The organism is Geodermatophilus sp. SYSU D00965, assembly GCF_054050075.1.
Genome location: NZ_JBJGYQ010000013.1, coordinates 100,100 through 127,095 on the forward strand (window position 1 = coordinate 100,100; position 26,996 = coordinate 127,095).

The window sequence follows — 26,996 nt, forward strand, 5'->3', positions numbered from 1 at the left end:
CGCCCCCTGTGGCGTCGCGTCGAGCGGACCGTCCGGTCCGCCGTGGGACGGGCGAAGTTGTCTTCCGCGGGACGAAAGCGACGGGGCTCACGGGCAGGCGGCTCACCGAATCTGGTCCGGCTGCCAGTGACCCCCATCACGGCGTCCAGCCGCCGGTCCGCCTGCTCGAGTCAGTCCTCGGCGTACCGCTCACCGTCCACCCCGAAGTCATCGAGGCCCCAAGGGGAGCACCTACATGAAGCAACGGACGATCCTGTCCCTCCTCACCGCCGCCGCGCTGGCGTTGTCAGCGTGCGGCGGTGGCGACGGAGGCACCGCCGCCTCCGGTACCGGGGGACCGGTCGGCGACCCGCAGTCCGGGGGCGAGCTGACCGTCCTCGAGGACGCCTCCTTCGCGGGCAGCTGGCCGGCCGGCCTCGACCCGGCGACCAACACCACCGGCGGTTCCAACATCGCCATGAACCAGGCCATCTTCGGCGGCCTCTTCCTGCTGCGCGCCGACGACGACGGCTCCAACGCCCGCGTCGAGGGGCAGCAGGCCGAGAGCTACGAGCTGTCGGAGGACGGGACGCAGTTCACCGTCAAGCTCCACGACGGCATCCAGTTCAGCGACGGCACGCCCCTGGACGCCGAGGCGGTCCGGGCCAACTGGGAGCGGGCGCTGGCCAACCCGTGCACCTGCAAGCCGAACTGGCCGCTGGCCGAGAACGGCATCGAGGTGGTCGACCCGCTGACCATCAAGCTCACCTTCAGCCAGCCGTACCCGGCCATCCTGGCCTCGTTCCCGGTCAGCAACGTCAACTGGATCGCCTCCCCGACCGCGCTGCAGCAGATGGGCGAGGACGCCTTCAAGATCAAGCCGGTCGGCGCCGGCCCGTTCGTCGTCGTGGACAACCAGCTGAGCTCGGTGCTGAAGCTGGAGCGCAACGACAACTACTTCAAGGAGGGCCTGCCCTACCTGGACAAGCTCACCTTCCAGTCGATCGGTGGCGACCAGCCCGCCTACCAGGCGCTGCAGGCCGGCCAGGCGCAGGCCTACGAGGGGCTCAACACCACGCCGCTGCTCGAGCAGGCGCAGGCCAACGGCCAGCTGCAGGTGACCATCCAGCCGGCCACCTCGCCCTACGTCATCCAGCTCAACACGAAGATCGCGCCGTTCGACGACCCGCGGGCCCGTGAGGCCATCTACCGGGCGACGGACTTCGACGCCATCAACAAGGGCATCTTCGGCGGCAACTACGAGGTGAGCCAGGGCTTCACCGCGCCCGGCGGCAAGTTCTACGAGGAGTCGGTCGAGGGCTACCCGGAGTACGACCTCGACCGCGCCAAGGAGCTGGTGCAGGAGCTCGGCGGGCTGACCGTCAACATCGGCACGATCAGCAACTACGTCGCGACGCAGATCAACACCGCGCTGCAGACGCAGTGGGAGAAGGCCGGCATCGACGTCACCATCGAGGACTCCCAGCTCTCCGGCGTCATCCAGAAGTTCACCGGCGGTCAGTGGCAGGCCATGCTGCAGACCGCGGGTGCCTGGGACCCCGCGGCCGGTGTCGGCGTCGGCTTCCGGTTCAACTCCGGCGTCCCCTACAGCGGGGTCAACGACCCGGCGCTGGACCAGCTGCTCTCCGACGCGGCCGCGACCGTCGACGAGAACCAGCGGGCCGACCTGTACCAGCAGGCAGCCGAGCTGATCGCGGAGAACCGCTACGCCCCGTTCGGTCTGGCCTTCGCCCCGGCCAACCTCGCCGCCACCGGCGTCCACGGCCCGGGTCTGACCACCAAGATCCCGCCGCTGCTGGTCAACACCGGTGTGATCTGGGACGAGGTCTGGCGGGAGCAGTGACAGCCACGGCAGCAACCCCGCGGGTCCCGGCGCACAGCCGGGGCCCGCGGGCCTCCCGCCTCACCCGGGTCACCGGGTCGCCGGTCCTCCGGCTGGTCGTCAAGCGCCTGCTGATGGCCATCCCGATCATGCTGGGCGTCACGGTCCTGACGTTCTGGGTGCTCAGCCTGATCCCGGGCAACGCCGCCCAGCAGCTCCTCGGCCCGGAGGCCACGCCCGAGGACATCGCGCTGCTCGAGCAGCAGCTCGGCCTCGACAAGCCCGGCGTGGTCCGCTACTTCGAGTGGCTGCAGGGCGCCGTGACCGGCGACCTGGGGAACTCGCTGGTCAGCCGGCAGCCGGTCTCGGACATCCTGGCCGACCGCCTCCCGGTCACCGGCGAGCTCGTCCTGCTGGCGTTCGTCGTCTCGCTGGTGCTGGCCGTCCCGGTCGCCCTGCTGGCCGCCCACAAGCCCGGCGGCGTCCTGGACCGGATCAGCATGGTCGTCAGCACCCTCGGGCTCTCGGTGGCCAACTACGTGCTGGCCCTGATCCTCGTGCTGGTCTTCGCGGTCAACCTCGGCTGGCTGCCGGCCATCGGCTACGTGCCGCTGGAGGAGGGCCTCTGGGCCAACCTCAAGGGCATGATCCTGCCGTCGGCGGCGATCGGCCTGCCGCTGTTCTGCTTCTACACCCGGTTCCTCCGCGGTGACCTGGTCGACCAGATGCAGCAGGAGGAGTACGTCACCACGGCCCGCGCCAAGGGCGTCGGCTCGTGGACGGTGCTCATCCGGCACGCCTTCCGCAACTCCTCGTTCGGCCTGATCACCGTCGTCGGCCTGAACCTGGGCGCGCTCATCGGCGGGACCGTGATCATCGAGCAGATCTTCGCCCTGCCGGGCATCGGCCAGATGCTCCTGCAGGCCATCAACACCCGTGACTTCGTCGTCGTGCAGGCCGCGGTCGTGATCTTCGCGCTGGTCGCGGTGGTCGCCAACCTGGTCGTGGACCTGCTCTACGCCGTCCTGGACCCGAGGATCCGCTATGGCAGTCGTTGAGCCGGCACCGTCGATCGCCATCACCCCGGAGATCGACGACGCCGAGGCCGCGGTCGGTCGCCGCCGGCGGCCGGGCAACCTGGGCACCTGGATCCCGGCCGGGCTGATCGCCTTCGTGGTGATCGCCTGCTTCCTGGGCCCGACCCTGCTGTCGCTGCCCAGCCCGGTCGGCGGCGACATCCTGCAGAGCAACCTGCCGGCGTTCTCCCCGGGCCACGTCCTGGGCACCGACCCCAACGGCAACGACATCCTGTCGCGGCTGCTCAACGGCGGTCAGTCCTCGCTGTGGATCGCCGTGGCGGTCAACCTGCTCGGCCTGGCGATCGGCGGCACGCTGGGCGCGCTGTCCGGTTACGTCGGCGGCGTCGTCGACACCGTGATCATGCGGGTGCTCGACGTGCTCATCGCCTTCCCGTCGCTGGTGCTCACCCTCGCGGTGGCGCAGGCCCTCGGCCCGAGCATGACCAACACCATCCTGGCCCTGGCCTTCTTCAGCATCCCCGCGTTCGCCCGGGTGGCCCGCTCCGCGGTGCTGCGGCTGCGGGACATGCCCTTCATGGCCGCCGCCCAGCTGGCCGGGACGCCGGCCCGGCGGATGCTGTTCAAGCACCTCGCACCCAACATCGCCCCGCAGCTGATCACCTTCGGCATGCTCGGCATGGGCATCGTGATCATCATCGAGGGCGCACTGAGCTTCCTCGGCCTCGGCATCCCCGACCCGGCCCCCAGCTGGGGCAACATGGTCGCCACCGGACAGCTGAGCCTCTCGGCCACGCCGATGCTCGTCGTCTGGCCCAGCGTGGCGCTGCTGGTCACCGTCCTCGCCTTCAACCTCCTCGGCGAGAACCTGCGTGCACGTTGGAGTGGTCGATGAGCAAGCGAACGGTGACCTACCCCGCCGCCGGGACGACCGTCTCCGAGGGCGTCCTCGAGCCCGCGCCCGCGCGCGGACCGGCGCACGCGGCCCAGCCCGGCGAGCCGCTCCTGGTGGTCGAGGGCCTGCGGGTCCAGTTCACCCGCGGCGGCCGGAAGGTCAACGCGGTCAACGGGCTGTCCTACGAGCTGCACCCGGGCTCGATGATGGCGATCATCGGCGAGTCCGGGTCCGGCAAGAGCGTCAGCTCGCGGGCCCTCATGGGCCTGCTCCCGCCGACCGCGAGGATCAGCGGGTCGGTGCGCTTCGACGGGCGCGAGCTGCTCGGCCTGTCCGAGCGGGAGTTCCGCGAGCTGCGCGGCGGCGACATCGCGATGGTGTTCCAGGACCCGGCGCGGTCGCTCAACCCGACGATGAAGATCGGCGCCCAGATCACCGAGGCGATCCGGCTGCACAGCGACCTGGACAAGAAGGGCGCGCACGCCCGGGCGGTCGAGCTGCTGAAGCTGGTGCGGCTGCCGGCCGCCGAGCGACGGTTCCACGAGTACCCGCACCAGCTCTCCGGCGGCATGCGCCAGCGCGTCATGATCGCCATCGCGCTGGCCGGGGAGCCGCGGCTGCTCATCGCCGACGAGGCGACCACCGCCCTCGACGTCACCACGCAGGCGCAGATCATGGAGCTGCTCGTCGAGCTGCAGCAGCGGCTCGGCATGGCGGTCATCATGATCAGCCACGACCTCGGGCTGGCGGCCAGCTACGCCCAGGACGTCGTGGTCATGTACGCCGGGCGGGCCGTGGAGCAGGCGCCCACCGGGACGCTGTTCGGCAACGTCCGGATGCCCTACACCCACGCCCTGCTGGGGGCCATCCCCGCCCTCGACCGCGAGCCGCACTCGCTGTTCGAGGTCACCCCCGGTCAGCCGCCGGACCTCTCCGCCCTGCCCAAGGGCTGCCCCTTCCGGCCGCGCTGCTCCAACGCCACCGAGCAGTGCCTGACCGCGCCGCCGCTGACCGAGCACGAGCCCGAGCACCTCTGGGCCTGCTGGCACCCCGTCGGGGTCGCCGCCGGCACCGCCACCCCGAACGGAGACCAGCGATGACCGCGGTCGAGGAGCGCACCGCCGGAGACCGGGCGGGGGCGCGCGCCCCGCTGCTGCGCGCCCGCAACCTCGTGCAGGAGTTCCCCGTCCGGGGTGCCGGCGGGGTCAAGGGCGGCGTCGTCCACGCGGTGTCGGACGTGTCGTTCGACATCTACCCCGGCGAGACCCTGGGCGTGGTGGGGGAGACCGGGTCGGGGAAGTCCACCCTGGCCCGCTCGGTGATCCAGCTGCCGCGGCCCAAGTCCGGCACGGTGGAGTTCCAGGGCAAGGACCTCATGACGCTGGGCCGCCGGGAGCTCAAGGAGTCCCGCCGGCAGATGCAGATGGTCTACCAGGACCCGTTCGGCTCGCTGAACCCCCGCTGGCGGGTGTCCGAGCTGGTCGAGGAGCCGCTGGTCGGCCACGGCTGGGGCACCGCCGACACGCGCCGGCGGCGGGCGGAGGAGCTGCTGGACCTGGTCGGCCTCGACCCGTCCCAGTACGCCAAGCGGCGTCCGTTCGAGCTCTCCGGCGGCCAGTGCCAGCGGGTGGCGATCGCCCGCGCGATCGCCCTGGAGCCGGCGCTGGTCGTCGCCGACGAGGCGGTCTCCTCCCTCGACGTGCTCATCCAGGCGCAGGTGCTCAACCTGTTCGAGAAGCTGCGCCGCGAGATGAACCTGTCCTACCTGTTCATCGCCCACGACCTGGCGATGGTCAAGCAGGTCAGCGACCGGGTGGCGGTCATGTACCTGGGGCAGCTGGCCGAGATCGGCCCGTCCGAGTCGATGTACCGGCAGCCGCTGCACCCCTACACCGCCGCGCTGCTGGACTCCATCCCGCGGGTGGACCCGGTCACCGGGGCCGCGCACCGTCCGGTCGCGCTGCCCGGCGAGCCGCCCTCGCCGATCGACCCGCCCAGCGGCTGCCGGTTCCGCACCCGCTGCCCGCGGGCGCAGCAGAATTGCGCCGACGTCGCGCCGGCACTGGTCGAGCACCAGCCCGGCCACCAGGTCGCCTGCCACTTCCCGCTGGACCTGCCCATGCCCCAGGTGCCGCCGCGGACCGGCGGCGCCACGCTCGCTCCGGCACCGGTGCCGGCGCAGCCCACCCCGGTGGCCGCGCCCGCCGGCCCGCCGTCCCGATGAGCGCGATGAGCGCGGAGGAGGGGCACGTGTTCGACAGCATCGTCGACCCGACCGTCGGCGCTCCCGGCGACGACCGGGGCCGCACGGCGCTGGCCGGCCGACCCGCCGGGCTGGCCGGGCTGCGGCTGGGCTTGCTGGTCAACACCAAGCGCAACGCCGCGGACTTCCTCGAGGAGGTCGCCGCCCTGCTGGAGGCCGAGCACGGCCTGACCACGGTGCTCACCCGCACCAAGCCGAGCATCGTCCACCCGGCTCCGCCGGAGGTGCTCGCCGAGTTCCGCGGCGAGACCGACGTCGTGGTCGTCGGCGTGGGGGACTGCGGGTCCTGCAGCGCCTCGGCCGTCGCCGACGGGCTGCAGCTGGAGGCCGCCGGCATCCCCGCCGCGGTCATCTGCAGCGACGCCTTCCGGGTCAGCGCCGACGCCATGGCGAACCTGCAGGGGACGCCGGGCTACGAGTACGTCACCACCGCCCACCCGGTCGCGAGCCTGTCCCGCGAGGGGGTCCGCGAGCGCGCCGTCCAGGCGCTCCCGGAGATCGTCGGCATGCTCACCCGGCCTGCCGTGGCGGTGGCCTCGTGACGACGCTGGCGGACCCGGTCCGGACGGCGAAGGAGGCCATCCGGTACTGCTACGAGCAGGGCTGGACCGACGGCCTGCCGGTGGTGCCCGCCACGGCGGAGGACGTCGAGGCCTTCCTCGCCACCACCGACCGCGACCCCGACGAGGTGATCGGGGCGCAGGACCACCTCAACCGCCGGGTCACCGTGCGCCAGGCGTCGGTCAACGCGATCATGGCCGGCTGTGAGCCCGAGTACTTCCCGGTGGTCCTCGCCGCGTGGGACGCCCTCAACGGGGAGCCCGCGGCCAACGGCGGGGCGTGGCAGTCGACCAGCGGCCCGGCGCCGCTGCTCGTGGCCAACGGCCCCATGCGGCAGCGGCTGGGCATCAACTGCGCCGGCGGGGTCTTCGGCCCCGGCTTCCGCGCCAACGCCACGATCGCCCGGGCCATCGGGCTCATCGTGCGCAACGGCTACGGCATCAAGCCGCAGGAGCTCGAGCAGGCCACCCAGGGCGTCCCGGGCCGGTGGCAGCTGCTCGTCGGCGAGAACGAGGAGCTCTCCCCGTGGGAGCCGCTCAGCGTCGTCGGCGGCCTCGAGCCCGGCGTCGACGCGGTCTCGGCGATGCTGATCCGCTGCTGCGAGTACGTCGACAACCGGCACACCGAGAGCGCCGAGGCGGTGCTGCAGGACTTCGCCGACTCGCTCGGCCGCATCGGTGCCTACCTGGGCGTCCGCCACTCCAGCGGCGGCCTGGTGCTGGGCCCCGAGCACGCGCAGGTGCTGGCCGACGCCGGCTACAGCCGGGCCGACGTCCAGCAGTGGCTGTTCGAGCACGCCACCCGCAGCGCCGCCGAGCTGGCCGCGGCCGGCAAGGCCGGTGGGCCCGGCGGCCCCGCCGAGGGCGACGAGGCGTTCGCGATGATGCCGTCGGCCGCGGAGATCCCGGTGCTCGTCGCCGGGGCGGCCAACGCCGCCATCTCCATGGTGTTCCGTCCGTTCGGCTGGGCCTCGTGGTCCGGCCGCTCCGTTCCCGTCCGTTGGTCGGCCGCCTCCCGGCAGACCGCAGTCCAGGAGGTCTCCTCGTGACCATCGACCAGGCTCAGCTCGACCAGCTCAAGCAGACGCTGCAGGCCGACGACTACCGGCTCGACGTCGACGTCCAGGGTGACTCGGCCGACGTGCAGATCGTCGCCGGGCCCGACGCGTGCGAGGAGTGCCTCGTGCCCAAGCCGCTCATGCAGTCGATGCTGGCGCCCGTCCTGGGTGTGGAGCCGGCGAGCATCCGGCTGACCTACCCGGCCGACAAGGCCTGACCGCCGTCGTCCGCGCGGGTCCCGACCCCCGCGCGGACGGCAGCCCCGCGGACCCGTGGGGAGCCCGCCGGCTCCTCCACGGGTCCGTGGTGTGCCCACGACACGTCGACCCCCGCGCTGCAGCCCGCGCCTGCAGCCACAGCGAACGGAGCACGGAGTGGAGATCTCCCTGGAGGGGAAGGTCGCGCTGGTCACCGGCGTCGGCCCCAACATCGGCAGCGGCATCGCCCTGGCGCTGTCCCGGTACGGCGCCAAGGTCGCCTGCAACGACGTCAGCGACGACGTCATCAAGGCCGCGATGGCGCGCATCGAGCGCAACGGCGGCGAGGCGATGGCCGCGCCCGGGGACGTCACCGACGAGGCCGCGGTGCAGGGCTACGTCGACGCGGTCCTGGAGAGGTGGGGCCGGATCGACATCCTGGTCAACAACGCCGCCATGCTGGGCGGCAAGGGCGTGCTCGACGAGGACGCCGCGACCTTCGAGCGCTCGATCAAGGTCTCCGGACTCGGCTACTTCCTCAACACCAAGATCGTCGGCCGGGCCATGGCCGAGCGCGGCATCCGCGGCTCGATCGTCTGCATCTCGTCGTCCAACGGGTGGAACGGCTCGGCCGGGGTCATCGCCTACGCGTTCAACAAGGGCGGGGTGAACAACTTCGTCCGAGCGGCCGCGATGGACCTCGCGCCCTACGGCATCCGGGTCAACAGCTACACCCCGACCGCGCCGACGATCGACAACCCCGAGCTGGTCGCCGAGCTGCAGGCGCAGGGCCGGCCCGTCGACATGCTGGGCGCCGGCCGCAAGGGCGGCGGCCTGGGCGGCAACACCGGCGACGAGCCGTGGCGCCGACCGGCCCGCTGGACGGGGGAGCGCCCGCCGCTGGTGCCGCTGGGCAGCACCGGGACGCCGACCGACATCGGCCACGCCGTCGCCTGGCTGTGTTCGGACTACGCGCGGCTGATCACCGGCACCGACCTGGTCGTCGACGGCGGCGCGCGGGCGAAGAACTTCGCCTACTTCCCGGCCGACCCCGAGGACCTCGCCGGTCCGGTCCCGCTCATCCCGCTGGACGAGACCCCGCTGCCCTGACCCTGGTCGTCGGTGGAGGGCAGAGATGGCCATTTCTGCCCTCCAGTGGGTCACCGGCTCAGTGCGGCGCGGACCCGGGCGACGACGCCGTCCAGGTCCCGCAGGTCGGTCGCGCTGAGCCGGATCACCCTCCAACCCGCTGCGCGCAGTCTCCGGAGACGGGAGTCGTCCCGGGCGATCTGGCCGTCGGTGAAGTGGTGGGCGCCCTCGTACTCGATCGCCAGGCGCGCCTCCGGGAAGGCCAGGTCCACGCGCGCGACGAAAGCGCCGGCCACGCGCACCTCGTACTGGGGGACCGGCGTCAGGCCGGCCACCACGAGGGCCACCCGCACCCGGGACTCCGGCGCCGACTCCGCCCGCGGGTCGACGAGCGCGACCGCCTTGCGCACACGAGTGACGCCCCACCGGCCCGTGCCCGCGTTCGCCATGGCCGACAGACCGTTCAGCGAGACCGCTCTGCACCGGACCATCGCGTCGAGTGCGGCGACTGCGGCACCCCGCGACTCCAGCGCGGCGAGGTCCCAGGCCGTCCGCAGGGCCGACGTCACCGGGACGTCGTGCCACTCGACGTCGGTCGCGTCGAGGTCACTGCGGTGGACGCGGACCTCGCGCGGTCCCCTCCACTGCACGGTGGCGGGTCGGACGACGGTCACGGGGTCGTGCAGGCCGGCAAAGGGCGCGCCGTGCCAGGCAGCCGCGGAGTGACCGCCGATCGCAGTGCCGGGTGGCAGGAGGAGGGCGACGCCCTGACATCGCAGCCGATGATCGAACTCCAGCCCGGGGTCGGCGTAGACGCCCTGCACCAGGCGCCGGTAGCTGCGCTCACGCAACTGCTTGGCGGTGAGGAGCCCGTCGGCGACGGCCTGGCTGCCGACGAAGAGGCCGGTGAGGTGTGAGCGAGGCACTGCGGCAGGGTGGCCGGAGTGGGTACGTGCTCGCTCTCGCCGTCCACAGGCCCGGCACCGGAGGGGCAGAAATGGCCATTCCTGCCCCTCCGGGCGGGGGTCAGCGCGCGAAGCGCGGGGAGGGCAGCCGCTCCTCCGGCGAGTAGATCGGGGACGCGGTCAGGAACGGGATCGCCGCGGCCCGCTCCTGGTCGATCGGCTCGTCGGGGAACGCGGCCAGCGTGGTGTCGAAGCGGTCCTGCACGCCGGCCTTGAACTCGGGGTGGGTGAGGATGAACAGGTCGCCCCGGCGGACGCCGTCCAGGACCCGCTCGCCGGCCTCCACGTAGCTCATGTACGGCTGGGTCTTGGCCCGCTCGAGGAACTCGGCCGGCGGCGGGGTGTAGCCGCTCTCGCCGTACTGCTCCGGCCGGTTGGCCACGGCGCCGGCGATGTTGCTGTGCACCGGGCCGGGGCAGTACGCCGAGACGCCGATGCCCTCGGGGGCCAGCTCGATGGCCAGCGCCTCCGACAGCGCCACGACTGCGGCCTTCGTCATCGAGTACAGCCCCGCGACGATCGGCATGAGCGCGGCCATCGAGGCGGTGTTGACGATGTGCCCGCCCTGCCCGTGCGCGCGCATGTGCGGCACGAACGCCTGGATGCCGTGGCCGACGCCCTTGATGTTGACGTCGATCAGCCAGTCCCAGTCCGCCGGCGTGGCCGCCATGACCGGGCCGGTGAGGCCGATGCCGGCGTTGTTGACCAGCACGTCGACCCGGCCGTGGCGGCGCACGGTCTCCTCGGCGGCGCGCTCCACGGCGTCGCGGTCGGTGACGTCGAGGAGGACGGCGTCGGCGGACAGCCCCGCGTCGGCGAACTCCTTGAGCGTCTCGTCGACGTGCTCCTGCCGGCGGCCGCTGATGACCACCGTCATGCCCGCCCGGGCGAAGGCCAGCCCGATGCCGCGGCCGATCCCGCTGGACCCGCCGGTGATGAACGCGACCTTGCCCTCGACGTCCTGCATGTTCTCTCCTCGTCTCGACACGGTCCGGGCCCGCACCGCACGGACGGCGGTACGGGCCCGGGAGCCTGTGGGACCGGACCGGTCAGCCGGCCAGGTGCTCGGTGTAGGGGGCGGCGGTGTGGGCGCGGACGTCCTCGGGCGTGACGCCGGGGGCGCACTCGACCAGCCGGAGCGCGCCGTCGACGACGTGGAAGACGGCCAGGTCGGTGTAGACCCGCGTGACGCACTGCTTGCCGGTCAGGGGCATGGTGCACTCGGCCACGATCTTCGGCCGGCCCTTGCGGTCGACGTGCTCCATCGCGACCCACACCTGCGGGGTGCCGGCGACGAGGTCCATCGCGCCGCCGACCGCGGGGTTCTTGCCCGGCACGTACCAGTTGGCCAGGTCGCCCGAGGCCGAGACCTGCAGCGCGCCGAGGATCGTGGCGTCGAGGTGGCCGCCGCGGATGATCGCGAACGACAGCGCCGAGTCGGTGATGGCCGCGCCGCTGATCAGGGTGATCGGCTGCTTGCCGGCGTCGGTGAGGTCGGGGTCCTCCTCGCCGGGGGCGGCCTCGCCACCGATGCCCAGGACGCCGTTCTCCGCGTGGAGGACGATCTCCTTGTCCGCCGGCAGGTAGCGGGGGACCAGCAGCGGGATGCCGACGCCGAGGTTGACGACGTAGCCGTCCTGCAGGTCCTCGGCCAGGCGCTGGGCGATGCCCTCGCGGGTGCGGCCGACGAGGGCGGCCGGGGCGGGGATGGTGCCGGTCATCAGGAGGCCTTCCTCGGGGTCGCGGCGACGGGCTCGTCGGTGGCGGGCGCCTTGCTCGTGGACAGCACGACGTCGTCCACGAACACGCCCGGCAGGTGCACGTCGTCGGGGTGCAGCTCGTCGACGTCGACCAGGTGCTCGACCTCGGCGAAGGTGGTCCTCCCGGACATACCCGCCATCGGGTTGAAGTTGCGGGCCGAGAGGCGGAACCGCAGGTTGCCCTTCCGGTCGCCCTTGTGCGCCTTGACGAACCCGAAGTCGGCGACGATGCCCTCCTCGAGGACGTACTCGCGGCCGTTGATCAGCCGGGTCTCCTTGGCCGGCACGTGCTCGGCGACGCCGCCGTCGGGGGAGTAGCGCAGCGTGAAGGAGCCGTCGGAGAGCATCGTCCCGGCGCCGGACGGCGTGAAGAAGGCGGGGATGCCGGAGCCGCCGGCGCGCAGCCGCTCGGCGAGCGTGCCCTGCGGGATGAGCTCGAGCTCCACCTTGCCGGCGAAGTACTCGTCGTAGAACTCCTGCAGGATCGGGAAGGACGCCGTCACGCGCCGCAGCCGGCTCTCGTGCAGCAGCCGGCCGACGCCGGTGAAGTCGTGGCCGACGTTGTTGACGATCACGTGCAGGTCGCGCTTGTCCAGCGCGCAGAGCGCGTCGATCAGCCCGTCCGGCCGGCCGGAGCTGCCGAAGCCGCCCACGGCGATGGAGGCACCCGAGGGCACGGCGTCGACCACGGACAGGACGTCCTCGCGGAACTTGTCGATCACTGGCGGTCCTTCACGGGGGATGGGTCCTTCCACGGGGATGGGCTCGCTCGCGGACCGGCAGGAGGCTCCGCGGAGGCGCCGGGCGGCGCGGGGCTTGCTCGTCGGGGGAACCGACCGGACCGGGCAGCGGTCACCTCGGTCGGCACGACGAGTGCAGCAGCCGCACCGGCGGGCGAGCAGTCCTCCTTCCACGTCCCGGAAAGGAGACGCAGTGCACAGCGCGGCCGGGCAGCCCACCGGCGCCGTCGTCTTCCGTGATGGGGAAGACCTGTGGTCCAGGCCACCGTCGTCGCCGCAGATTGGAGGCCGGCCGGGAGAGCGCTCAGCAGCCGGTGACGGACGGCCTCCCGAGGGGCCCACCGCCTCCGCCGAGCACCCCGCAGCGGCCGACGTCCAGTACTGGGAAGGAGCCCATATGAGCATGACCACGCGCGCCGCGGTCTGCCGCGAGCCTGGTCGGCCGTGGGAGATCACCGAGCTCGAGCTCGACGAGCCGAAGGCCAACGAGGTCCGCATCAAGTTCATGGCGGCCGGGATGTGCCACTCCGACGACCACATCCAGAAGGGCGACGCGCAGATGCGCTTCCCCGTGGTCGGCGGGCACGAGGGCGCCGGCATCGTCGACGCCGTCGGTGAGGGCGTCACCCGGGTGAAGGTCGGCGACCACGTGGTCTGCTCCTTCATCCCCGCCTGCGGCAAGTGCCGCTACTGCTCCACCGGCCGGCAGAACCTCTGCGACGAGGGCAAGAACGCCTCGACCGGCGAGTTCCCCGACGGCACCTTCCGCTTCCACCAGGACGGCCAGGACTTCGGCGGCCTCTGCGTGCTGGGCACGTTCTCCCAGTTCGCCGTCGTCAGCGAGTACTCGGTCATCCAGATCCCCGACGACATCCCGTTCGAGATCGCGGCCCTCGTCGGCTGCGGCGTGCCCACGGGCTGGGGCAGCGCGGTCCACCTCGCCGGCGTCAAGGCCGGCGACACCGTGGTCATCTACGGGGCCGGTGGCGTGGGCAGCAACGCGGTCCAGGGTGCAGCCCTGGCCGGCGCCGAGCGGGTGGTCGTCGTCGACCCGGTGGAGTTCAAGCGGGAGATGGCGACCGTCTTCGGCGCCACCCACACCTTCGCCTCGGCCAAGGAGGCGCACGAGTTCGTCGTCGAGTCGACCTGGGGTGAGCTGGCCGACCACGCCATCATCACCGTCGGCAGCCTGCACGACGAGGTCATCGCCGACGCCCTGCAGGTGGTCGGCAAGACCGGGCAGGTCACCATCACCGCCGTCGGCAACGGCTGGGTGAACGAGCACCCGGGCGTGTTCATCGGCTACCAGCGGCGCGTGCAGGGCGGCATCTTCGGCGGCTGCAACCCGCTGCACGACGTCCCGCGGCTGATCAGCCTCTACCGCTCCGGGAAGCTCAAGCTCGACGAGCTGGTGACGAAGACCTACCGCCTGGAGGACGTCAACCAGGGCTACCAGGACATGCTCGACGGCAAGAACATCCGCGGCGTCATCGTCCACGAGCACTGAGCCACGAGCAGACACAGGAACCGAGGACGAGACACATGACGATCGCTCCTCCCGGCCCCACGACCGGGAACGCCCTGATCATCGACAACGCCCAGCTGATCGGCGGGGACTGGGTCCCGGCCTCCGGCGGCGACACGATCGACGTCGTCAACCCCGCGACCGGTGAGGTGCTCGCGCGCGTGCCGCGCGGCACCGCCGCGGACGTCGACGCCGCGGTGACGGCCGCCGAGGCCGCCTTCCCGGCCTGGCGGGACACCAACGCCACCGCCCGCGCCGCCCTGCTGTTCCGCTGGGCCGCGCTGATCGACGAGAACATCGCCGAGCTCGACGCCCTGGAGTCCCAGGAGGTCGGCCGCCCGCACTGGGGCCCGCCGCCGATGTCCGGTCAGCTCCGCTTCACGGCCGGCCAGGCGGACAAGGTGCAGGGCCTGTCCCTGCCCACCTACACCCCCGACGCCCTCGGGCTGACCCTCCGCGAGCCCTATGGCGTCGTCGGCGCGGTCATCCCGTGGAACGCCCCCGGCCCGATGTTCGTCACCGACGTCGGCCCGGCGATCGCCGCGGGCAACACCATCGTGATCAAGCCGGCCGAGGACGCGCCGCTGACCGCGCTGGCCCTGGCCAAGCTGGCCCTCGAGGCCGGCATCCCGCCGGGCGTGGTCAACGTGGTCACCGGCTACGGGCACGAGGCGGGCGCGGCCATCCCGGCGCACCCGCGGATCCGCCGGATCAGCTTCACCGGCTCCCCGCAGACCGGCGAGCTGATCATGGCCGCCTGCGCGAAGAACCTCACCCCGCTGCACCTCGAGCTGGGCGGCAAGTCGCCGCAGGTCATCCTCGCCGACGCCGACCTCGACGCCGCCGTCCCGGCGATCGCCCGAGGCATCACGCTCAACACCGGACAGATCTGCGCCGCCGGCTCGCGGGTCGTCGTCGCGCGCTCGATCCACGCCGAGGTCGTCCAGCGCCTGGCCGAGCACATGTCGCAGGTCGAGGTCGGCCCCTGGTACGAGCAGGTGAACATGGGCCCGCTCATCAACGCCAAGCAGCAGGAGCGCGTGCTCAAGTACATGCAGCTGGGCCAGGAGGAGGGCGCCGACCTCGTCCTCGGCGGCGGTCGCCCGTCCGGGGAGAAGTTCGAGCGCGGCTACTTCGTCGAGCCGACCCTGTTCGACAACGTCGACCCGGCGATGCGCATCCACCAGGAGGAGATCTTCGGGCCGGTCCTCGGGGTCACCCCGGTGGACGACGACGAGCAGGCCCTCGAGGTCGCCAACGGCACCGACTACGGCCTGGTCGCCTCGGTCTGGACCCGGGACGTCGGCAAGGCCGTGAAGTTCGCCCGTGGCCTGCAGGCCGGCCAGGTCGCGGTGAACGCCGCCCTGGGCGCCGGGGTCATCGGCGGTCCGTTCGGCGGTTACAAGCGCAGCGGCTTCGGCCGGTCGATGGGGGCCGACGCGGTCCTCGACTACACCCAGGTCAAGACCGTGTCCCTCCGTGGCACCGGGAACTGAGAGGGATCGCATGAGCAGCATCACCACGCGCGCGGCCATCGCCCGCGAGGCGCACAAGGGCTGGGAGCTGGTCGACCTCCAGCTCGACGACCCCAAGGAGCACGAGGTCCGGGTCAAGTTCGCCGCCTCGGGCCTGTGCCACTCCGACGACCACATCACCCAGGGCGACGCGCCGGTGCGCATGCCCGTGGTCGGTGGCCACGAGGGCGCCGGCATCGTCGAGTCGGTCGGCCCGAACGTCACCCGGGTCAGGCCCGGTGACCGGATCGTCTGCTCCTACATCCCGGCCTGCGGCGCCTGCCGTCCCTGCTCCACCGGGCACCAGAACATGTGCGTGAAGGGGCTCAACGCCGGCACCGGCATGTTCCTCGACGGCACCTTCCGGTTCCACCTCGGCGACGAGGACCTCGGCGGCTTCTGCACCGTGGGCTCGTTCTCGCAGTACGCGGTGATCTCGGAGTGGGCGGCCATCCCGCTGGCCGACGGCATCCCGTGGGAGGTCGCCTGCCTGGTCGGCTGCGGCGTCCCCACCGGGTGGGGGTCGGCCGTGAACGCGGCCGGCGTCCGCGCCGGGGACACCGTCGTCGTCTTCGGGTCGGGCGGGGTCGGCAGCAACGCCGTCCAGGGCGCCCGGTACGCCGGCGCGAAGAACGTCGTCGTGGTCGACCCGGTCGAGTTCAAGCGCGACATGGCCACCTCGGTCTTCGGCGCCACCCACGCCTTCGCCTCGGCGAAGGAGGCGCACGACTTCGTCGTCGAGACCACCTGGGGCCAGCTGGCCGACCACGCGATCCTCACCCCCGGTGTGGTGACCGAGGAGATGGTCAACGCCGCCATCCAGATGACCGGAAAGGGCGGCAAGGTCACCATCACCGGCGTCGGCAAGCTGACCGAGAAGGCCGCGCACTTCCACGCCGGCGCGCTCATCGGCTACCAGCGGCAGGTCCGCGGCGCCCTGTTCGGCGACTGCAACCCGCTCTACGACGTGCCCCGGCTGCTCCGCCTGTACCAGGACGGTCAGCTCAAGCTCGACGAGCTGGTGACCCGCACGTACGCGCTGGACGAGGTCAACGAGGCCTACCAGGACCTCGCCGACGGCAAGAACATCCGCGGCGTGATCCTGCACGACTGAGAGGACCCCGTCCTCTGGACGGGGCCGCCACCGGGGCCGCCGGCACTGCACGGTGCCGGCGGCCTCTGGCGTGCGCCGGGTCCACCGGCCGCGGACACGACGACGCCGCCGGCCCCGAGGGGGACCGGCGGCGTCAGCGGGTGCGGGGCGTCAGCGGGTGCGGGGCGTCATCGCGCCCCCGGTGCGGGACGCGCGGATCGCGCCCCCGGCCTCGGGGGTGGCCGACGGCGAGCCGAGGGCCCGCGAGATGCCGCGGGCGGTGGCCGCCAGGGCGGGGACGAGCGCGTGGCTCGGCACGGTGCCCCGCTGCACGGTGACGCCCAGGGCGGCGACCACCTCGTCGCGCCGGCCGCGCACCGGGACGGCGACGGCGAGCGCGTCGGGCGTCAGCTGGTTGTCGGCGATGGCGATCCCGGTGCGGCGCACCTCGGCCAGCACCCGGCGCAGCTCGCCGATGTTGGTGATCGTGTCGGGGGTGAACCGCTTGAGCGGCGCCTGCAGCAGCTCGTCCTGGACCTCCCGCTCGGCGAAGGCCAGCAGCACCTGGCCGGTGCCGGTGGCGTGCAGCGGCCAGCGGCCGCCCAGCCGGCTGAGCACCTGCACCGCGCCGCGGGCCCGCAGCGCCTCGACGTAGACGCCGTCCGCGCCGTCCCGGACGGCGAGGTGCACGTTGGCGCGGGTGGCCTGGTGCAGGTCGTCGAGGTAGGGGAGGGCCAGCTCGCGCAGCTGCAGCCCGTGCGGGGCCAGCGCGCCGAGCTCGAGCAGCCGCAGGCCGATCGCGTAGCGGCCGTCGGGGCCGCGCTCCAGACCGCCCCACTGCCGCAGCTCGCCGACCAGCCGGTGGGTGGTGGTCAGCGTCAGCCCGGACCGCCGGCTGATCTCGCTGAGGGTCAGGGACGGGTGGCTCGGCCCGAAGGCGGACAGGACGGCGAGGACCCGGCCGGCGGCCGTGGCGGCCCCTCCGCCGGGGAGGCGGCTCGGCTGGTTCTCGGGAACGGCTGCGGTCAGTGTCGTGGCTCCCATCAACGCCCTTTCGTTTCACACGCCATCGAGTTGAGCTGTGCACCCATCGTGGCCCGCGTCACTCTGCGCAGGCCCCTCGTGTGGTGTCAAGCACGTCCTCCGACGGGTGCGCCGCGGCGGCGGCCTTCCACCCGGGGGAAGGTCCGTCGCTGCACCGGTGTGGCCCCGGACACCATGGACGGGCGGAGACGGGCGGTGCGCCCGGTGCCCCCGGAGCGGGGACGCCGGCGTCGCGGACGCCCGTCCGCTCACCGTGAGCCGCGCGCCGGACGGGCCCTGGGAGGCCCCGACGGCGGCCCCATCCCGCCGAGAGGACACGAGGCAGCGTGCACCCGATCCCGACCCCCGCCCCGGGAGGAACCGCCTGATGGCCACCCTCGCCGACATCCTCGACCCCACCGGCCGGACGACGACCCGCATCGGCGCCACCGCCCGGGCACCCCGGCGCACCGACCTGACCGGCGTCCGGCTGGGGCTGCTGGAGAACACCAAGCACAACGCGGCCCTGCTGCTCGACGAGCTCGCCGCGCTGCTGCAGAGCGAGCACGGGGCCTCGACCACCGTGCTGCGTCGCACCAAGACCGCGTTCGCGCTGCCGCTGCCGGAGGAGACGCTGGCCGAGCTGGTCGGCGCGTGCGACGTCGTCCTCACCGGCGTCGGTGACTGCGGCTCGTGCAGCGCCTCGGCGGTCGCCGACGGGATCGCGCTCGAGCGGGCCGGCGTACCGGCCGCGGTCATCTGCTCCGACGCCTTCACCGCCACCGCCAGCGGGATGGCCGAGGTCCAGGGGGCGCCCGACTACCGCTACCTGACCACCGCCCACCCGGTGGCGATCCTCGACGCGGACGCCGTCCGCGAGCGGGCCCGCCAGCTGCTGCCCCAGGTCGTGGCGACGGTGACCGACGCGGCCGCGCAGGAGGTGGCGTCGTGACACTCCAGGCCGACGCCCCCGTCGTCGTCCCGGACGCCGACCCCGAGGCCGCCCAGGCGGCGATCGAGCACTGCTACGCCCAGGGCTGGTCCGACGGCCTGCCGCTGGTGCCCGCGACCCGCTCCCTGGTCGACCGGTTCCTCGACACCGTCGACCGGCAGCCCGACGAGGTCATCGGCACGCTGCCGCACCTGGACCGCAGCGTCACCGTGGAGCTGGCCGCGATCAACGCCGCCATGGCCGGCTGCCGCCCCGAGTACTTCCCCGTGGTGCTCGCCGCCTGGGAGGCCGTGCAGCGCGACCGCTCGGCCACCGGCGGCGGCTGGCAGTCGACCAGTGGCCCCTCGCCCCTGCTCGTGGTCAACGGCCCGGTCCGGCAGGAGCTGGGCTTCAACACCGCCGGCGGCGCGTTCGGCCCGGGCTTCCGGCCCAACATGACGATCGCCCGGACGATCGGCCTGATGGTGCGCAACGCCTTCGGCGTCGTCCCGCACGGGTTCGAGCAGGCCACCCAGGGCCTGCCCGGCCGCTGGCAGGTGTGCCTCGCGGAGAACGAGGAGGAGAACCCCTGGGAGCCGCTGTCGGTCGAGGGCGGCGTGCCCGCCGGCACCTCCGCGGTCTCCGGGATGCTCACCCGCACCGTCGAGTACGTCGACAACCGGCACACCGCCGACCCCGAGCAGCTGCTCGCCGACTTCGCCGACACGATCTCCCGCAGCGGCGCGTCGATCTTCCGGCACCACCCGGCCGGGATCGTCTTCTGCCCCGAGCACGCGCAGATGCTGGCGAAGGCCGGGATGAGCAAGGCCGACGTCCGCGCCTGGCTGGTCGAGCGCTGCGGGAAGAGCAAGGCCGACCTGGCCCGGGTCGGCAAGGACGGCGTCGGCGACAACGGCGTCCGCTTCGCCGACAGCGGCACCGACCCCGAGGTGTTCGACCGGCTGTTCGCCACCGACGGCCCCGAGGCGCTGCCCATCCTCGTCGCCGGCGCCCGCAACGCCGGCATCTCGATGGTCGTGCGGGTCTTCTCGGGCTGGTCGGCCAGCTCGGTGCCCGTCGTCGGCCGCACCACCCCCTCAGGAGGCCAGCAGTGACCGAGTTCAGCGAGTCCCTCACCGACCCCTTCGGCGAGGCCGGCGAGCCCTGGATGACCGGCCGCACCGCGCTGGTCACCGGCGGCGGGCAGCAGAGCCAGAACGAGCCCGGCGTCGGCTACGCCATCAGCCGGGTGTTCGCCGCCCACGGCGCGCGGGTCGCCGTCCTCGACCGGGACCGGGCCGCGGCGCAGCGCACCGTCGACGCGATCGAGGCCGACGGCGGCAAGGCGGTCGCCGTCGTCGCCGACCTGCTCGACGACGACGCCTGCAAGGGCGCGGTGGCCGAGACCGTCGGCCAGTTCGGCGGCTTCGACACGCTGGTCAACAACGTCGCCGTCGGCGACCGCGCGGGCATCTTCGAGGTGACCCCCGAGCGCTTCCACCAGCTGATGGACCTCAACCTCACCACCGCCTGGCAGATGACCCGCCACGCGGTGGAGGTGCTGCCCAGCGGCTCGGCGATCGTCAACATCAGCTCGGTCGGCGTCCGGGCGCGCGGTCCGGGCATGGTCTACAACCTGGCCAAGGCCGGGCTGGAGAACATGACCGTCGGCGCGGCCAACACCCTCGGCGACCGCGGCATCCGGGTGAACTGCGTGCAGGTCGGCGCCATCTGGGGGGCGTTCGCCGCGGCGAACATGTCCCCGGAGATGCGGGCGATCCGCCGGGGCTGGTCCGGGCTGGGCACCGAGGGCAGCCCCTGGGACATCGCCCAGGCGGTGCTGTTCCTCTCCAGCGACCGGGCGCGGTGGATCTCCGGCCAGATCCTGTCGGTGGACGGCGGCCCGAGCAGCCCCAAGCCGCCGAAACCCGCCGGGGACGCCACGTGACCGCACAGCGGGTCGCGCTGGTCACCGGCTGCGGCAAGCCCGACGGGATGGGCCAGGCGATCGCCCGCCGGCTGGCGGCCCAGGGCCTGGCCGTCGTCGTCACCGACCTGCAGGCCACCGGCGTCCCCAACCGGCAGCAGGAGGGCCGGTCGGCCGGCTGGGGCGGGGTGGAGGCGCTGGTCGCCGACATCACCGCGTCCGGCGGGACGGCGGCGGCCTCCCTGGGCGACGTCGCGGTCGAGGGCGACGCCGAGCGCATGGTGGCCGAGGCGGTCGAGCGATTCGACCGCCTGGACGTGCTGGTCAACAACGCCGCGGCACCCCAGGGCCCGGACCGCGCCGACGTCGCCGACGTCCCGATCGAGGTCTTCGACCGGGTGGTCGCGGTCAACCTGCGCGGCCCGTGGCTGATGAGCCGCGCCGCCGTCCCGGTGATGCGGGCCCAGCGCTCCGGCCGGATCGTCAACATCTCGTCGATGGCCGGGCTCACCGCGGCGCCGTTCAGCGGCCCGTACTCGGCGTCCAAGGCCGGCGTCATCGGCCTGACCCGGGCGCTGGCGATGGACCTCGGCCCGTGGGGGATCACGGTCAACGCGCTGTGCCCGGGCCTGGTGGGCACCAGCCGGGCGTTCCTGAGCTCGGGTCCCGACGTCGACGAGGCCGCCCTGCTCGCCTCGCGCGGCCGGGCGATCCCGGTGGGCCGGGTCGGGCTGCCCGAGGACGTCGCCGCGGCGGTCGCCTTCCTCGCCTCACCCGAGGCCGGCTACATCACCGCGCAGGCGATCCCGATCGACGGGGGCGGCATGAGCCCGTTCCCGCTCCGCCACCCCGAGCCGGCGGCGGAGGCCGCGCTCTCCTGACGCCGGCGCCGGTCCCGTCCGCCGGCTGCCCGTGCTCGCGCCCTGGGTCGAGCACGGGCAGCCGAGCCGTTCCTGACGGCGCCGTCGACCACGGGGTGCAGCCGCGCGTCGCGAGGCCCTGACGCGGCTCACCGCCGGGCATACCGTGTCTCGCGTGGGCGCCGCCGACCCGGTGGAGCGAGCCCGCGGCTCGTTCGGACGTCGCCAGTGGGGGGACGCGTTCGCCCAGCTGGCGGCGGTCCACCGCGCGGGGCAGCTGGACGCCGCGGATCTCGAGCGGCTGGCGGTCGCCGCCTACATGGTCGGCGAGGACGACGTGTGCGAGCGCGCCTGGATCGCCGCTCACCACGCGTGGCTGGAGCGGGGCCGACCGGAGCGGGCCGCACGCTGCGCGTTCTGGCAGGCGCTGGGGCTGTTCTTCCGCGGCGACCTGGCACCTGCGACGGGCTGGGTCGCCCGCGGCGGACGGCTCCTGGAGGCGGGGCCGCACGCCTGCGTCGAGCAGGCGTGGCTGCGGATGCTCACCGCGTTGCCGCTCCTGTTCGAGGGTGCCGCGGACGTGTACCCGCGCTTGGTCGAGGCGGGGGCGATCGCCGAGCGCTGCGCCGACGCCGACGCGACGGTGTTCGCGCGGCTCTGCCTGGCGTACGCGCTGATCCAGCGGAGACGAGTCGCCGAGGGCACGGCGCTGCTCGACGAGGTCATGGTCTCGGTGACCGCCGACGAAGTCGGGCCGATGCTCGCCGGCATCGCGTACTGCCAGGTGATCGCCCTGTGCCACGAGGTGTTCGATCTCCGCCGCTCGAGCGAGTGGACCGAGGCGCTCACCCGCTGGTGCGCCGCCCAGCCCGACGTCGTCCCGTTCCGTGGCCACTGCCTGGTCCACCGCTGCGAGATCCTCCGGTTGCGCGGGGCCTGGACCGACGCCCTCGAATCCGCCCGCAGGGCGTGCGGGTCGCTGGCCGGTCCACCGGCGTGGGACGCGCTCGGGTCGGCGTACTACGAGGTGGCCGAGATCCATCGGCTCCGCGGCGAGCTGGCGGAGGCAGAGGAGGCCTATCGCCGGGCCGGCCGAGCGGGACGGGACGCCGAGCCGGGGATGTCCCTCCTGCGCCTGGCGCAAGGCCGGGTCGACGTCGCGATCCCGGCCATCCGTCGCGCGCTCGACGAGGCGCAGGGCCCGCTCGTTCGCGCCCGGCTGCTCCCCGCTTGCATCGAGGTCCTGTTGGAGGCCGACGACCTCGGCAGCGCGCGGGCCGCGGCCGACGAACTCGGTGCGATCGCCGCACAGTTCGACACCGAGTACCTGGACGCGCTCGCCGCCGAGGCATGCGGTGCCGTCCTGCTGCGTGGCGGGGATCCCCGGACGGCGCTGCCGACCTTGCGGCGGGCGCATCGCTCGTGGTGCGACCTCGATGCGCCCTACCGGGCGGCGCGCGTCCGTCTGCTCATCGCGGTCGCCTGCCGCGAGCTGGGTGACCGCGCGAGCGCCGAGCTGGACTTCGCGGCGGCGCGCGGCGCGCTCGGCGAACTGGGTGCCCGCCCGGACCTCGAGCGCCTCGCGCGGCTGGAGGGGTCGGCGCCGGGAGGGCTGAGCCGGCGCGAGAGTGAGGTGCTCGCGCTCGTCGCAGCGGGCAAGACGAACCGAGCGATCGCGACCGAGCTCTTCATCAGTGAGAAGACAGTCGCGCGGCACGTCAGCAACATCTTCACGAAACTCGGGCTCTCCTCCCGGTCCGGGGCCACCGCGCACGCCTACCGGCACGGCCTCGTCCGCTGAGCTCACTACGCAGGAACACCCATGCCGGGTCGTCGCGAATGGGTCATCGGCCCGATGCCCGGGCGCTGCCTGCCCTCCTACGGTCGGCCACGGCACCAGGTGGCGGCTCGGGGAGGGGACGGAGGCACACGCGATGACGACGAGTCAGGGCGAGGGGACCAGGACGGACCAGCACGTGGCGCCACCCGAGGCCTGGGACGCCATCGCAGAGGGCTACGACCGGTACGTAGCTGCCCAGGAGGTGGATCTCGCGAACGAGGCACTCGACCTCGTCGGGCTGCAGGCGGGGCAGCACTTCCTCGACGTCGCCGCCGGAACGGGCGGTCTCGCCCTGCCTGCCGCACGGCTGGGTGCGCAGGTGCTCGCCACCGACTGGTCGCCCGCGATGATCGAGCGCTTCGTGGCTCGTGCACGGGGCGAGGGCCTGCGCGACGCAGCGGGGCGCGTGATGGACTGTCACGCCCTCGACCTGCCGGACGACCGCTTCGACGTCACGGGATCGCAGTTCGGGGTCATGCTCGTGCCGGACCAGCCGCGCGCGCTGCGTGAGATGGTCCGCGTGACGAAGCCCGGCGGCCGCGTGCTCGTGGTCGCGTACGGCCCGCCCGCCGAACTCGAGTTCCTCCAGGTCTTCATCCGTGCCCTGGAGGCGGTCGACCCCACGTTCGCGGGCCTCCCCGACGACCCGGCGCCGCTGGAGTTCCAGGTCGCCGACCCGGAGGTGCTGTGCCGACGGATGACCGACGCGGGGCTGACCGACGTCCGCGTCGAGCGGACGGCCGAGCGACCGGCGTTCGCCTCGGGCCGGGAGATGTGGGACTGGGTGCTCTACGGCAACCCGATCCCCGGGGCGCTCGTCGCCGACCTCGCCGAGAGCGAGCGGGCGCGGCTGCGCCGGCTCCTCGACGGCGCGGTCCGGGAGCGCGCCGGGACCGACGGGCGCGCCGTCCTGACGAACGTCGTCAACGTCGGCATCGGGACGGCGTGACGCGGTCGGCCGGAGCCGATCCCACCGGCCCCGGCACCGGGGCCGCCACAGCGGACACGGCACTGTCGGTGGGCGAGTGCACGCTGCCCGCGTGGAGTACACGCCGCCGGACCTGTCCGCCACCGTCGCGCTCGTCGCCGGCGCCACCCGCGGCGCCGGCCGGGGGACCGCCGTCGCCCTCGGCGCGGCCGGGGCCACCGTGTGGTGCACCGGCCGCAGCACCGCGGGGCACCGCTCCGAGTACGACCGCCCCGAGACGGTCGAGGAGACCGCCGAGCTGGTGACCGCCGCCGGCGGCCGCGGCGTCCCGGTCGTCTGCGACCACCTCGACCCGGCGCAGGTGGCCGCGCTGGTGGCGCGCATCGACGCCGAGTCCGGCCGGCTCGACGTCCTGGTCAACGACATCTGGGGCGGCGAGACCCTCTACGAGGCGGACGTCCCGATCTGGGCCTCCGACCTCGACCGCGGCCTGCGGCTGGTCCGCCTCGGGCTGGAGACCCACCTGGTCACCAGTGCCCACGCGCTGCGCCTGCTCACCCGCCGCCCCGGTGGGCTGGTCGTCGAGATGACCGACGGCACGGCCGCCTACAACGCCACCCACGTCCGGCTGTCGGTCTTCTACGACCTGGTCAAGGTCGCCGTGACCCGGCTGGCCTTCTCCCAGGCCGCGGAGCTGCGCGCGGTGGCCGGCACCGCGGTCGCGCTCACCCCGGGCTGGTTGCGCTCGGAGATGATGCTCGAGCACTACGGCGTGACCGAGGAGAACTGGCGGGACGGGACGGCGGTCGAGCCGCACTTCTGCATCTCCGAGAGCCCGGCGTTCGTCGGCCGGGCGGTCGCCGCGCTGGCCGCGGACCCCGACCGTGTCCGCTGGTCGGGCCGGTCCACCTCCAGCGGCGAGCTGGCCCGCGTCTACGGCTTCCCCGACGTCGACGGCACGCAGCCCGACGCCTGGCGCTACGTCGTCGAGGTGCAGGACGCCGGCCGACCCGCCGGTGACGCGGGCTACAGATGACCCCTCACTAACCTGGGAGCGTGCCCAAGCTGCAGCTGCTCCCCGCCGTCGACGTCGCCGACGGTCAGGCCGTCCGTCTCGTGCAGGGGGAGGCCGGCAGCGAGACCGGCTACGGCGACCCGCTGGAGGCCGCGCTGCAGTGGCAGCGCGACGGCGCGGAGTGGGTGCACCTGGTCGACCTGGACGCCGCCTTCGGCCGCGGCAGCAACCGCGAGCTGCTCGCCCGGGTCGTCGGCGCACTCGACGTCGACGTCGAGCTCTCCGGCGGCATCCGGGACGACGGGTCGCTCGCCGCGGCCCTGTCCACCGGCTGCCGGCGGGTCAACCTCGGCACCGCGGCGCTGGAGTCGCCCGAGTGGTGCGCCCGCGCGATCGCCGAGCACGGCGACCGGATCGCCGTCGGCCTGGACGTGCGCGGCACCCGGCTGGCCGCCCGTGGCTGGACCCGCGAGGGCGGCGAGCTCTACGAGACCCTGGCGCGGCTGGACGCCGAGGGCTGCGCCCGCTACGTGGTCACCGACATCACCAAGGACGGCACGCTGCGCGGCCCGAACCTGGAGCTGCTGCGCGAGGTGTGCGCCGCGACGCCCCGCCCGGTGGTCGCCTCCGGCGGGGTCAGCTCGCTGGAGGACATCCGCGCGCTGGCCGGCCTGACCGCGGTCGGGGTCGAGGGCGCGATCGTCGGGAAGGCGCTGTACGCCGGCGCGTTCACGCTGCCCGAGGCCCTGCGGGTCACCGAGGAGGCGGCGTGAGTGTCGTCCGGTTCGGCTCCGACGCGCCCTGGGAGGCGGTCGTCGGGTACAGCCGCGTGCTGGTGCACGGCGACATGGCCTGGGTGAGCGGTACGACCGCGATCGTCGACGGCGAGGTCGTGCACCCCGGGGACGCCGCCGCGCAGACCCGCCAGGCGCTGGCCACCATCGCCGCCGCGCTGGAACGGGCCGGGTTCACCGTGGCCGACGTCGTCCGCACCCGCATGTACGTCACCGACATCTCCCGCTGGGAGGAGGTCGGCCGGGCGCACGGCGAGGTGTTCGGCGACGTCCGGCCGGCGACGTCGATGGTGCAGGTGGCCGCCCTGATCGACCCGGAGATGCTGGTGGAGATCGAGGCCGACGCGGTCCGGAGGGCCGGGGCATGAGCCTGGCCGTGCGGGTCATCCCGTGCCTGGACGTCGACGCCGGCCGGGTGGTCAAGGGCGTCAACTTCGTCGACCTGCGCGACGCCGGCGACCCGGTCGAGATGGCCCGGGTCTACGACGCCGAGGGCGCCGACGAGCTGACCTTCCTCGACATCACTGCCAGCTCCGGCAACCGGGAGACCACCTACGACGTCGTCCGCCGGACCGCCGAGAGCGTGTTCATCCCGCTCACCGTGGGTGGCGGGGTGCGCAGCGTGGACGACGTCGACCGGCTGCTGCGGGCCGGCGCGGACAAGGTGGCGGTCAACACCGCCGCCGTGGCCCGCCCCGAGGTGATCAGCGAGATCACCGACCGGTTCGGCAACCAGGTGCTGGTGCTCTCCCTCGACGCCCGGCGCTGCCGGGACGGCGCGAGCACCGACTCCGGCTTCGAGATCACCACCCACGGCGGGCGGCGCGGCACCGGCCGGGACGCCGTCGAGTGGGTGGTGCAGGCCGCCGAGCTCGGGGTCGGCGAGGTGCTGCTCAACTCGATGGACGCCGACGGCACCCAGGCCGGGTTCGACCTCGAGCTGATTCGGGCGGTGCGCCGCGAGGTCACCGTGCCGCTGATCGCCAGCGGGGGAGCGGGGGAGCCGGAGCACTTCCCGCCCGCGGTCGAGGCGGGGGCCGACGCCGTCCTGGCCGCGAGCGTCTTCCACTTCGGCAAGCTGCGGATCGGCGAGGTCAAGGCCGCGCTGGACGGCGCCGGCGTGCCGGTGCGGCGGGAGGCCGACTCCCCGCTGCGGTGA

The 26,996-nt window shown here is 73.5% G+C and carries 27 protein-coding genes; 22 read left to right on the forward strand and 5 right to left on the reverse strand.

Annotated elements, in window-relative coordinates; genetic code table 11:
* Positions 1-235 precede the first annotated feature (235 nt).
* The 9 genes from ACI789_RS14125 (at position 236) to ACI789_RS14165 (ending at position 8,943) form a co-directional block, all read left to right on the forward strand.
* The gene (locus tag ACI789_RS14125) at positions 236-1,843 is read left to right on the forward strand and encodes an ABC transporter substrate-binding protein (protein WP_457009989.1); all 1,608 of its coding nucleotides are present in this window, start codon (positions 236-238) and stop codon (positions 1,841-1,843) included.
* Complete coding sequence (locus tag ACI789_RS14130; RefSeq protein ID WP_457009991.1) at positions 1,840-2,880, forward strand: ABC transporter permease; 1,041 nt, start codon at positions 1,840-1,842, stop codon at positions 2,878-2,880. The genes ACI789_RS14125 and ACI789_RS14130 overlap by 4 nt, the downstream gene beginning before the upstream one ends.
* The gene (locus ACI789_RS14135; protein ID WP_457009993.1) at positions 2,867-3,754 is read left to right on the forward strand and encodes an ABC transporter permease; all 888 of its coding nucleotides are present in this window, start codon (positions 2,867-2,869) and stop codon (positions 3,752-3,754) included. The genes ACI789_RS14130 and ACI789_RS14135 overlap by 14 nt, the downstream gene beginning before the upstream one ends.
* On the forward strand, positions 3,751-4,854 hold the full coding sequence (locus tag ACI789_RS14140; RefSeq protein ID WP_457009995.1) for an ABC transporter ATP-binding protein: 1,104 nt from the start codon (positions 3,751-3,753) through the stop codon (positions 4,852-4,854). Before ACI789_RS14135 ends, ACI789_RS14140 begins: the two co-directional genes overlap by 4 nt.
* Complete coding sequence (locus ACI789_RS14145) at positions 4,851-5,978, forward strand: ABC transporter ATP-binding protein (protein WP_457009997.1); 1,128 nt, start codon at positions 4,851-4,853, stop codon at positions 5,976-5,978. Before ACI789_RS14140 ends, ACI789_RS14145 begins: the two co-directional genes overlap by 4 nt.
* A gap of 26 nt (positions 5,979-6,004) precedes the next feature.
* On the forward strand, positions 6,005-6,559 hold the full coding sequence (locus ACI789_RS14150) for a UGSC family (seleno)protein (protein ID WP_457009999.1): 555 nt from the start codon (positions 6,005-6,007) through the stop codon (positions 6,557-6,559).
* The gene (locus ACI789_RS14155) at positions 6,556-7,626 is read left to right on the forward strand and encodes a hypothetical protein (RefSeq protein WP_457010001.1); all 1,071 of its coding nucleotides are present in this window, start codon (positions 6,556-6,558) and stop codon (positions 7,624-7,626) included. Before ACI789_RS14150 ends, ACI789_RS14155 begins: the two co-directional genes overlap by 4 nt.
* Positions 7,623-7,853 (forward strand): hypothetical protein, encoded by a 231-nt coding sequence (locus ACI789_RS14160; RefSeq protein ID WP_456919737.1) that lies wholly within the window; start codon positions 7,623-7,625, stop codon positions 7,851-7,853. The genes ACI789_RS14155 and ACI789_RS14160 overlap by 4 nt, the downstream gene beginning before the upstream one ends.
* 157 nt (positions 7,854-8,010) lie before the next feature.
* Positions 8,011-8,943, forward strand: a complete 933-nt coding sequence (locus ACI789_RS14165; protein ID WP_457010004.1) for an SDR family NAD(P)-dependent oxidoreductase — start codon at positions 8,011-8,013, stop codon at positions 8,941-8,943.
* Positions 8,944-8,993: 50 nt separating this feature from the next.
* Here ACI789_RS14165 and ACI789_RS14170 read toward each other — a convergent pair whose 3' ends face one another.
* The 4 genes from ACI789_RS14170 to ACI789_RS14185 form a co-directional block, all read right to left on the reverse strand.
* Positions 8,994-9,848 (reverse strand): DUF559 domain-containing protein, encoded by an 855-nt coding sequence (locus ACI789_RS14170; protein ID WP_457010006.1) that lies wholly within the window; start codon positions 9,846-9,848, stop codon positions 8,994-8,996.
* Positions 9,849-9,948: 100 nt separating this feature from the next.
* Positions 9,949-10,854, reverse strand: a complete 906-nt coding sequence (locus ACI789_RS14175; protein ID WP_457010008.1) for an SDR family oxidoreductase — start codon at positions 10,852-10,854, stop codon at positions 9,949-9,951.
* Between the two features lie 82 nt (positions 10,855-10,936).
* Positions 10,937-11,608: a 3-oxoacid CoA-transferase subunit B gene (locus ACI789_RS14180; RefSeq protein WP_457010010.1), complete on the reverse strand. Its 672-nt coding sequence runs from the start codon at positions 11,606-11,608 to the stop codon at positions 10,937-10,939.
* Positions 11,608-12,369 (reverse strand): CoA transferase subunit A, encoded by a 762-nt coding sequence (locus tag ACI789_RS14185; RefSeq protein WP_457010012.1) that lies wholly within the window; start codon positions 12,367-12,369, stop codon positions 11,608-11,610. Before ACI789_RS14185 ends, ACI789_RS14180 begins: the two co-directional genes overlap by 1 nt.
* 421 nt (positions 12,370-12,790) lie before the next feature.
* Between ACI789_RS14185 and ACI789_RS14190 the strand changes: the two genes are divergently transcribed.
* The 3 genes from ACI789_RS14190 to ACI789_RS14200 are packed head-to-tail and all read left to right on the forward strand — an operon-like array spanning position 12,791 to position 16,540.
* Positions 12,791-13,894, forward strand: coding sequence for an NDMA-dependent alcohol dehydrogenase (locus ACI789_RS14190; protein WP_457010014.1), 1,104 nt, complete (start codon positions 12,791-12,793; stop codon positions 13,892-13,894).
* Between the two features lie 35 nt (positions 13,895-13,929).
* Positions 13,930-15,408, forward strand: coding sequence for an aldehyde dehydrogenase family protein (locus tag ACI789_RS14195; RefSeq protein WP_457010016.1), 1,479 nt, complete (start codon positions 13,930-13,932; stop codon positions 15,406-15,408).
* A 10-nt stretch (positions 15,409-15,418) separates the two neighbouring features.
* The gene (locus ACI789_RS14200; protein ID WP_457010018.1) at positions 15,419-16,540 is read left to right on the forward strand and encodes an NDMA-dependent alcohol dehydrogenase; all 1,122 of its coding nucleotides are present in this window, start codon (positions 15,419-15,421) and stop codon (positions 16,538-16,540) included.
* A 150-nt stretch (positions 16,541-16,690) separates the two neighbouring features.
* Here ACI789_RS14200 and ACI789_RS14205 read toward each other — a convergent pair whose 3' ends face one another.
* Positions 16,691-17,563 carry an IclR family transcriptional regulator gene (locus ACI789_RS14205; RefSeq protein ID WP_457010020.1) on the reverse strand — a complete coding sequence of 291 codons (873 nt, stop codon included), beginning with the start codon at positions 17,561-17,563 and terminating at the stop codon, positions 16,691-16,693.
* Between the two features lie 367 nt (positions 17,564-17,930).
* Here ACI789_RS14205 and ACI789_RS14210 point away from each other — a divergent pair, with 367 nt between their 5' ends.
* The 10 genes from ACI789_RS14210 to hisF all read left to right on the forward strand — a co-directional run bounded on the left by ACI789_RS14210 (position 17,931) and on the right by hisF (position 26,996).
* Positions 17,931-18,494 carry a UGSC family (seleno)protein gene (locus ACI789_RS14210; RefSeq protein WP_457010022.1) on the forward strand — a complete coding sequence of 188 codons (564 nt, stop codon included), beginning with the start codon at positions 17,931-17,933 and terminating at the stop codon, positions 18,492-18,494.
* A complete protein-coding gene (locus ACI789_RS14215; RefSeq protein ID WP_457010024.1) occupies positions 18,491-19,588 on the forward strand; it encodes a hypothetical protein in 1,098 nt (365 codons plus the stop codon). The genes ACI789_RS14210 and ACI789_RS14215 overlap by 4 nt, the downstream gene beginning before the upstream one ends.
* Positions 19,585-20,421, forward strand: coding sequence for an SDR family NAD(P)-dependent oxidoreductase (locus ACI789_RS14220; RefSeq protein ID WP_457010026.1), 837 nt, complete (start codon positions 19,585-19,587; stop codon positions 20,419-20,421). The genes ACI789_RS14215 and ACI789_RS14220 overlap by 4 nt, the downstream gene beginning before the upstream one ends.
* Complete coding sequence (locus tag ACI789_RS14225; protein WP_457010028.1) at positions 20,418-21,281, forward strand: SDR family NAD(P)-dependent oxidoreductase; 864 nt, start codon at positions 20,418-20,420, stop codon at positions 21,279-21,281. Before ACI789_RS14220 ends, ACI789_RS14225 begins: the two co-directional genes overlap by 4 nt.
* Positions 21,282-21,435: 154 nt before the next feature.
* Complete coding sequence (locus ACI789_RS14230; protein ID WP_457010030.1) at positions 21,436-23,061, forward strand: LuxR C-terminal-related transcriptional regulator; 1,626 nt, start codon at positions 21,436-21,438, stop codon at positions 23,059-23,061.
* Between the two features lie 175 nt (positions 23,062-23,236).
* On the forward strand, positions 23,237-24,049 hold the full coding sequence (locus ACI789_RS14235; protein WP_457010032.1) for a class I SAM-dependent methyltransferase: 813 nt from the start codon (positions 23,237-23,239) through the stop codon (positions 24,047-24,049).
* Between the two features lie 91 nt (positions 24,050-24,140).
* The gene (locus tag ACI789_RS14240; RefSeq protein ID WP_457010034.1) at positions 24,141-25,064 is read left to right on the forward strand and encodes an SDR family oxidoreductase; all 924 of its coding nucleotides are present in this window, start codon (positions 24,141-24,143) and stop codon (positions 25,062-25,064) included.
* Positions 25,065-25,084: 20 nt separating this feature from the next.
* Positions 25,085-25,816, forward strand: a complete 732-nt coding sequence (gene priA, locus ACI789_RS14245) for a bifunctional 1-(5-phosphoribosyl)-5-((5-phosphoribosylamino)methylideneamino)imidazole-4-carboxamide isomerase/phosphoribosylanthranilate isomerase PriA (protein WP_457010036.1) — start codon at positions 25,085-25,087, stop codon at positions 25,814-25,816.
* Positions 25,813-26,205 (forward strand): RidA family protein, encoded by a 393-nt coding sequence (locus ACI789_RS14250; protein ID WP_456920577.1) that lies wholly within the window; start codon positions 25,813-25,815, stop codon positions 26,203-26,205. Before priA ends, ACI789_RS14250 begins: the two co-directional genes overlap by 4 nt.
* Positions 26,202-26,996, forward strand: coding sequence for an imidazole glycerol phosphate synthase subunit HisF (hisF, locus tag ACI789_RS14255; RefSeq protein WP_457010038.1), 795 nt, complete (start codon positions 26,202-26,204; stop codon positions 26,994-26,996). Before ACI789_RS14250 ends, hisF begins: the two co-directional genes overlap by 4 nt.

Excerpts from the sequence above, each read along its gene's own strand:
- ACI789_RS14125 (WP_457009989.1), top strand. The coding sequence starts at position 236 with ATGAAGCAACGGACGATCCTGTCCCTCCTCACCGCCGCCGCGCTGGCG.
- ACI789_RS14135 (WP_457009993.1), top strand. The coding sequence starts at position 2,867 with ATGGCAGTCGTTGAGCCGGCACCGTCGATCGCCATCACCCCGGAGATC.
- ACI789_RS14140 (WP_457009995.1), top strand. The coding sequence starts at position 3,751 with ATGAGCAAGCGAACGGTGACCTACCCCGCCGCCGGGACGACCGTCTCC.
- ACI789_RS14145 (WP_457009997.1), top strand. The coding sequence starts at position 4,851 with ATGACCGCGGTCGAGGAGCGCACCGCCGGAGACCGGGCGGGGGCGCGC.
- ACI789_RS14175 (WP_457010008.1), bottom strand. The coding sequence starts at position 10,854 with ATGCAGGACGTCGAGGGCAAGGTCGCGTTCATCACCGGCGGGTCCAGC.
- ACI789_RS14180 (WP_457010010.1), bottom strand. The coding sequence starts at position 11,608 with ATGACCGGCACCATCCCCGCCCCGGCCGCCCTCGTCGGCCGCACCCGC.
- ACI789_RS14190 (WP_457010014.1), top strand. The coding sequence starts at position 12,791 with ATGACCACGCGCGCCGCGGTCTGCCGCGAGCCTGGTCGGCCGTGGGAG.
- ACI789_RS14195 (WP_457010016.1), top strand. The coding sequence starts at position 13,930 with ATGACGATCGCTCCTCCCGGCCCCACGACCGGGAACGCCCTGATCATC.
- ACI789_RS14200 (WP_457010018.1), top strand. The coding sequence starts at position 15,419 with ATGAGCAGCATCACCACGCGCGCGGCCATCGCCCGCGAGGCGCACAAG.
- ACI789_RS14205 (WP_457010020.1), bottom strand. The coding sequence starts at position 17,563 with ATGGGAGCCACGACACTGACCGCAGCCGTTCCCGAGAACCAGCCGAGC.
- ACI789_RS14210 (WP_457010022.1), top strand. The coding sequence starts at position 17,931 with ATGGCCACCCTCGCCGACATCCTCGACCCCACCGGCCGGACGACGACC.
- hisF (WP_457010038.1), top strand. The coding sequence starts at position 26,202 with ATGAGCCTGGCCGTGCGGGTCATCCCGTGCCTGGACGTCGACGCCGGC.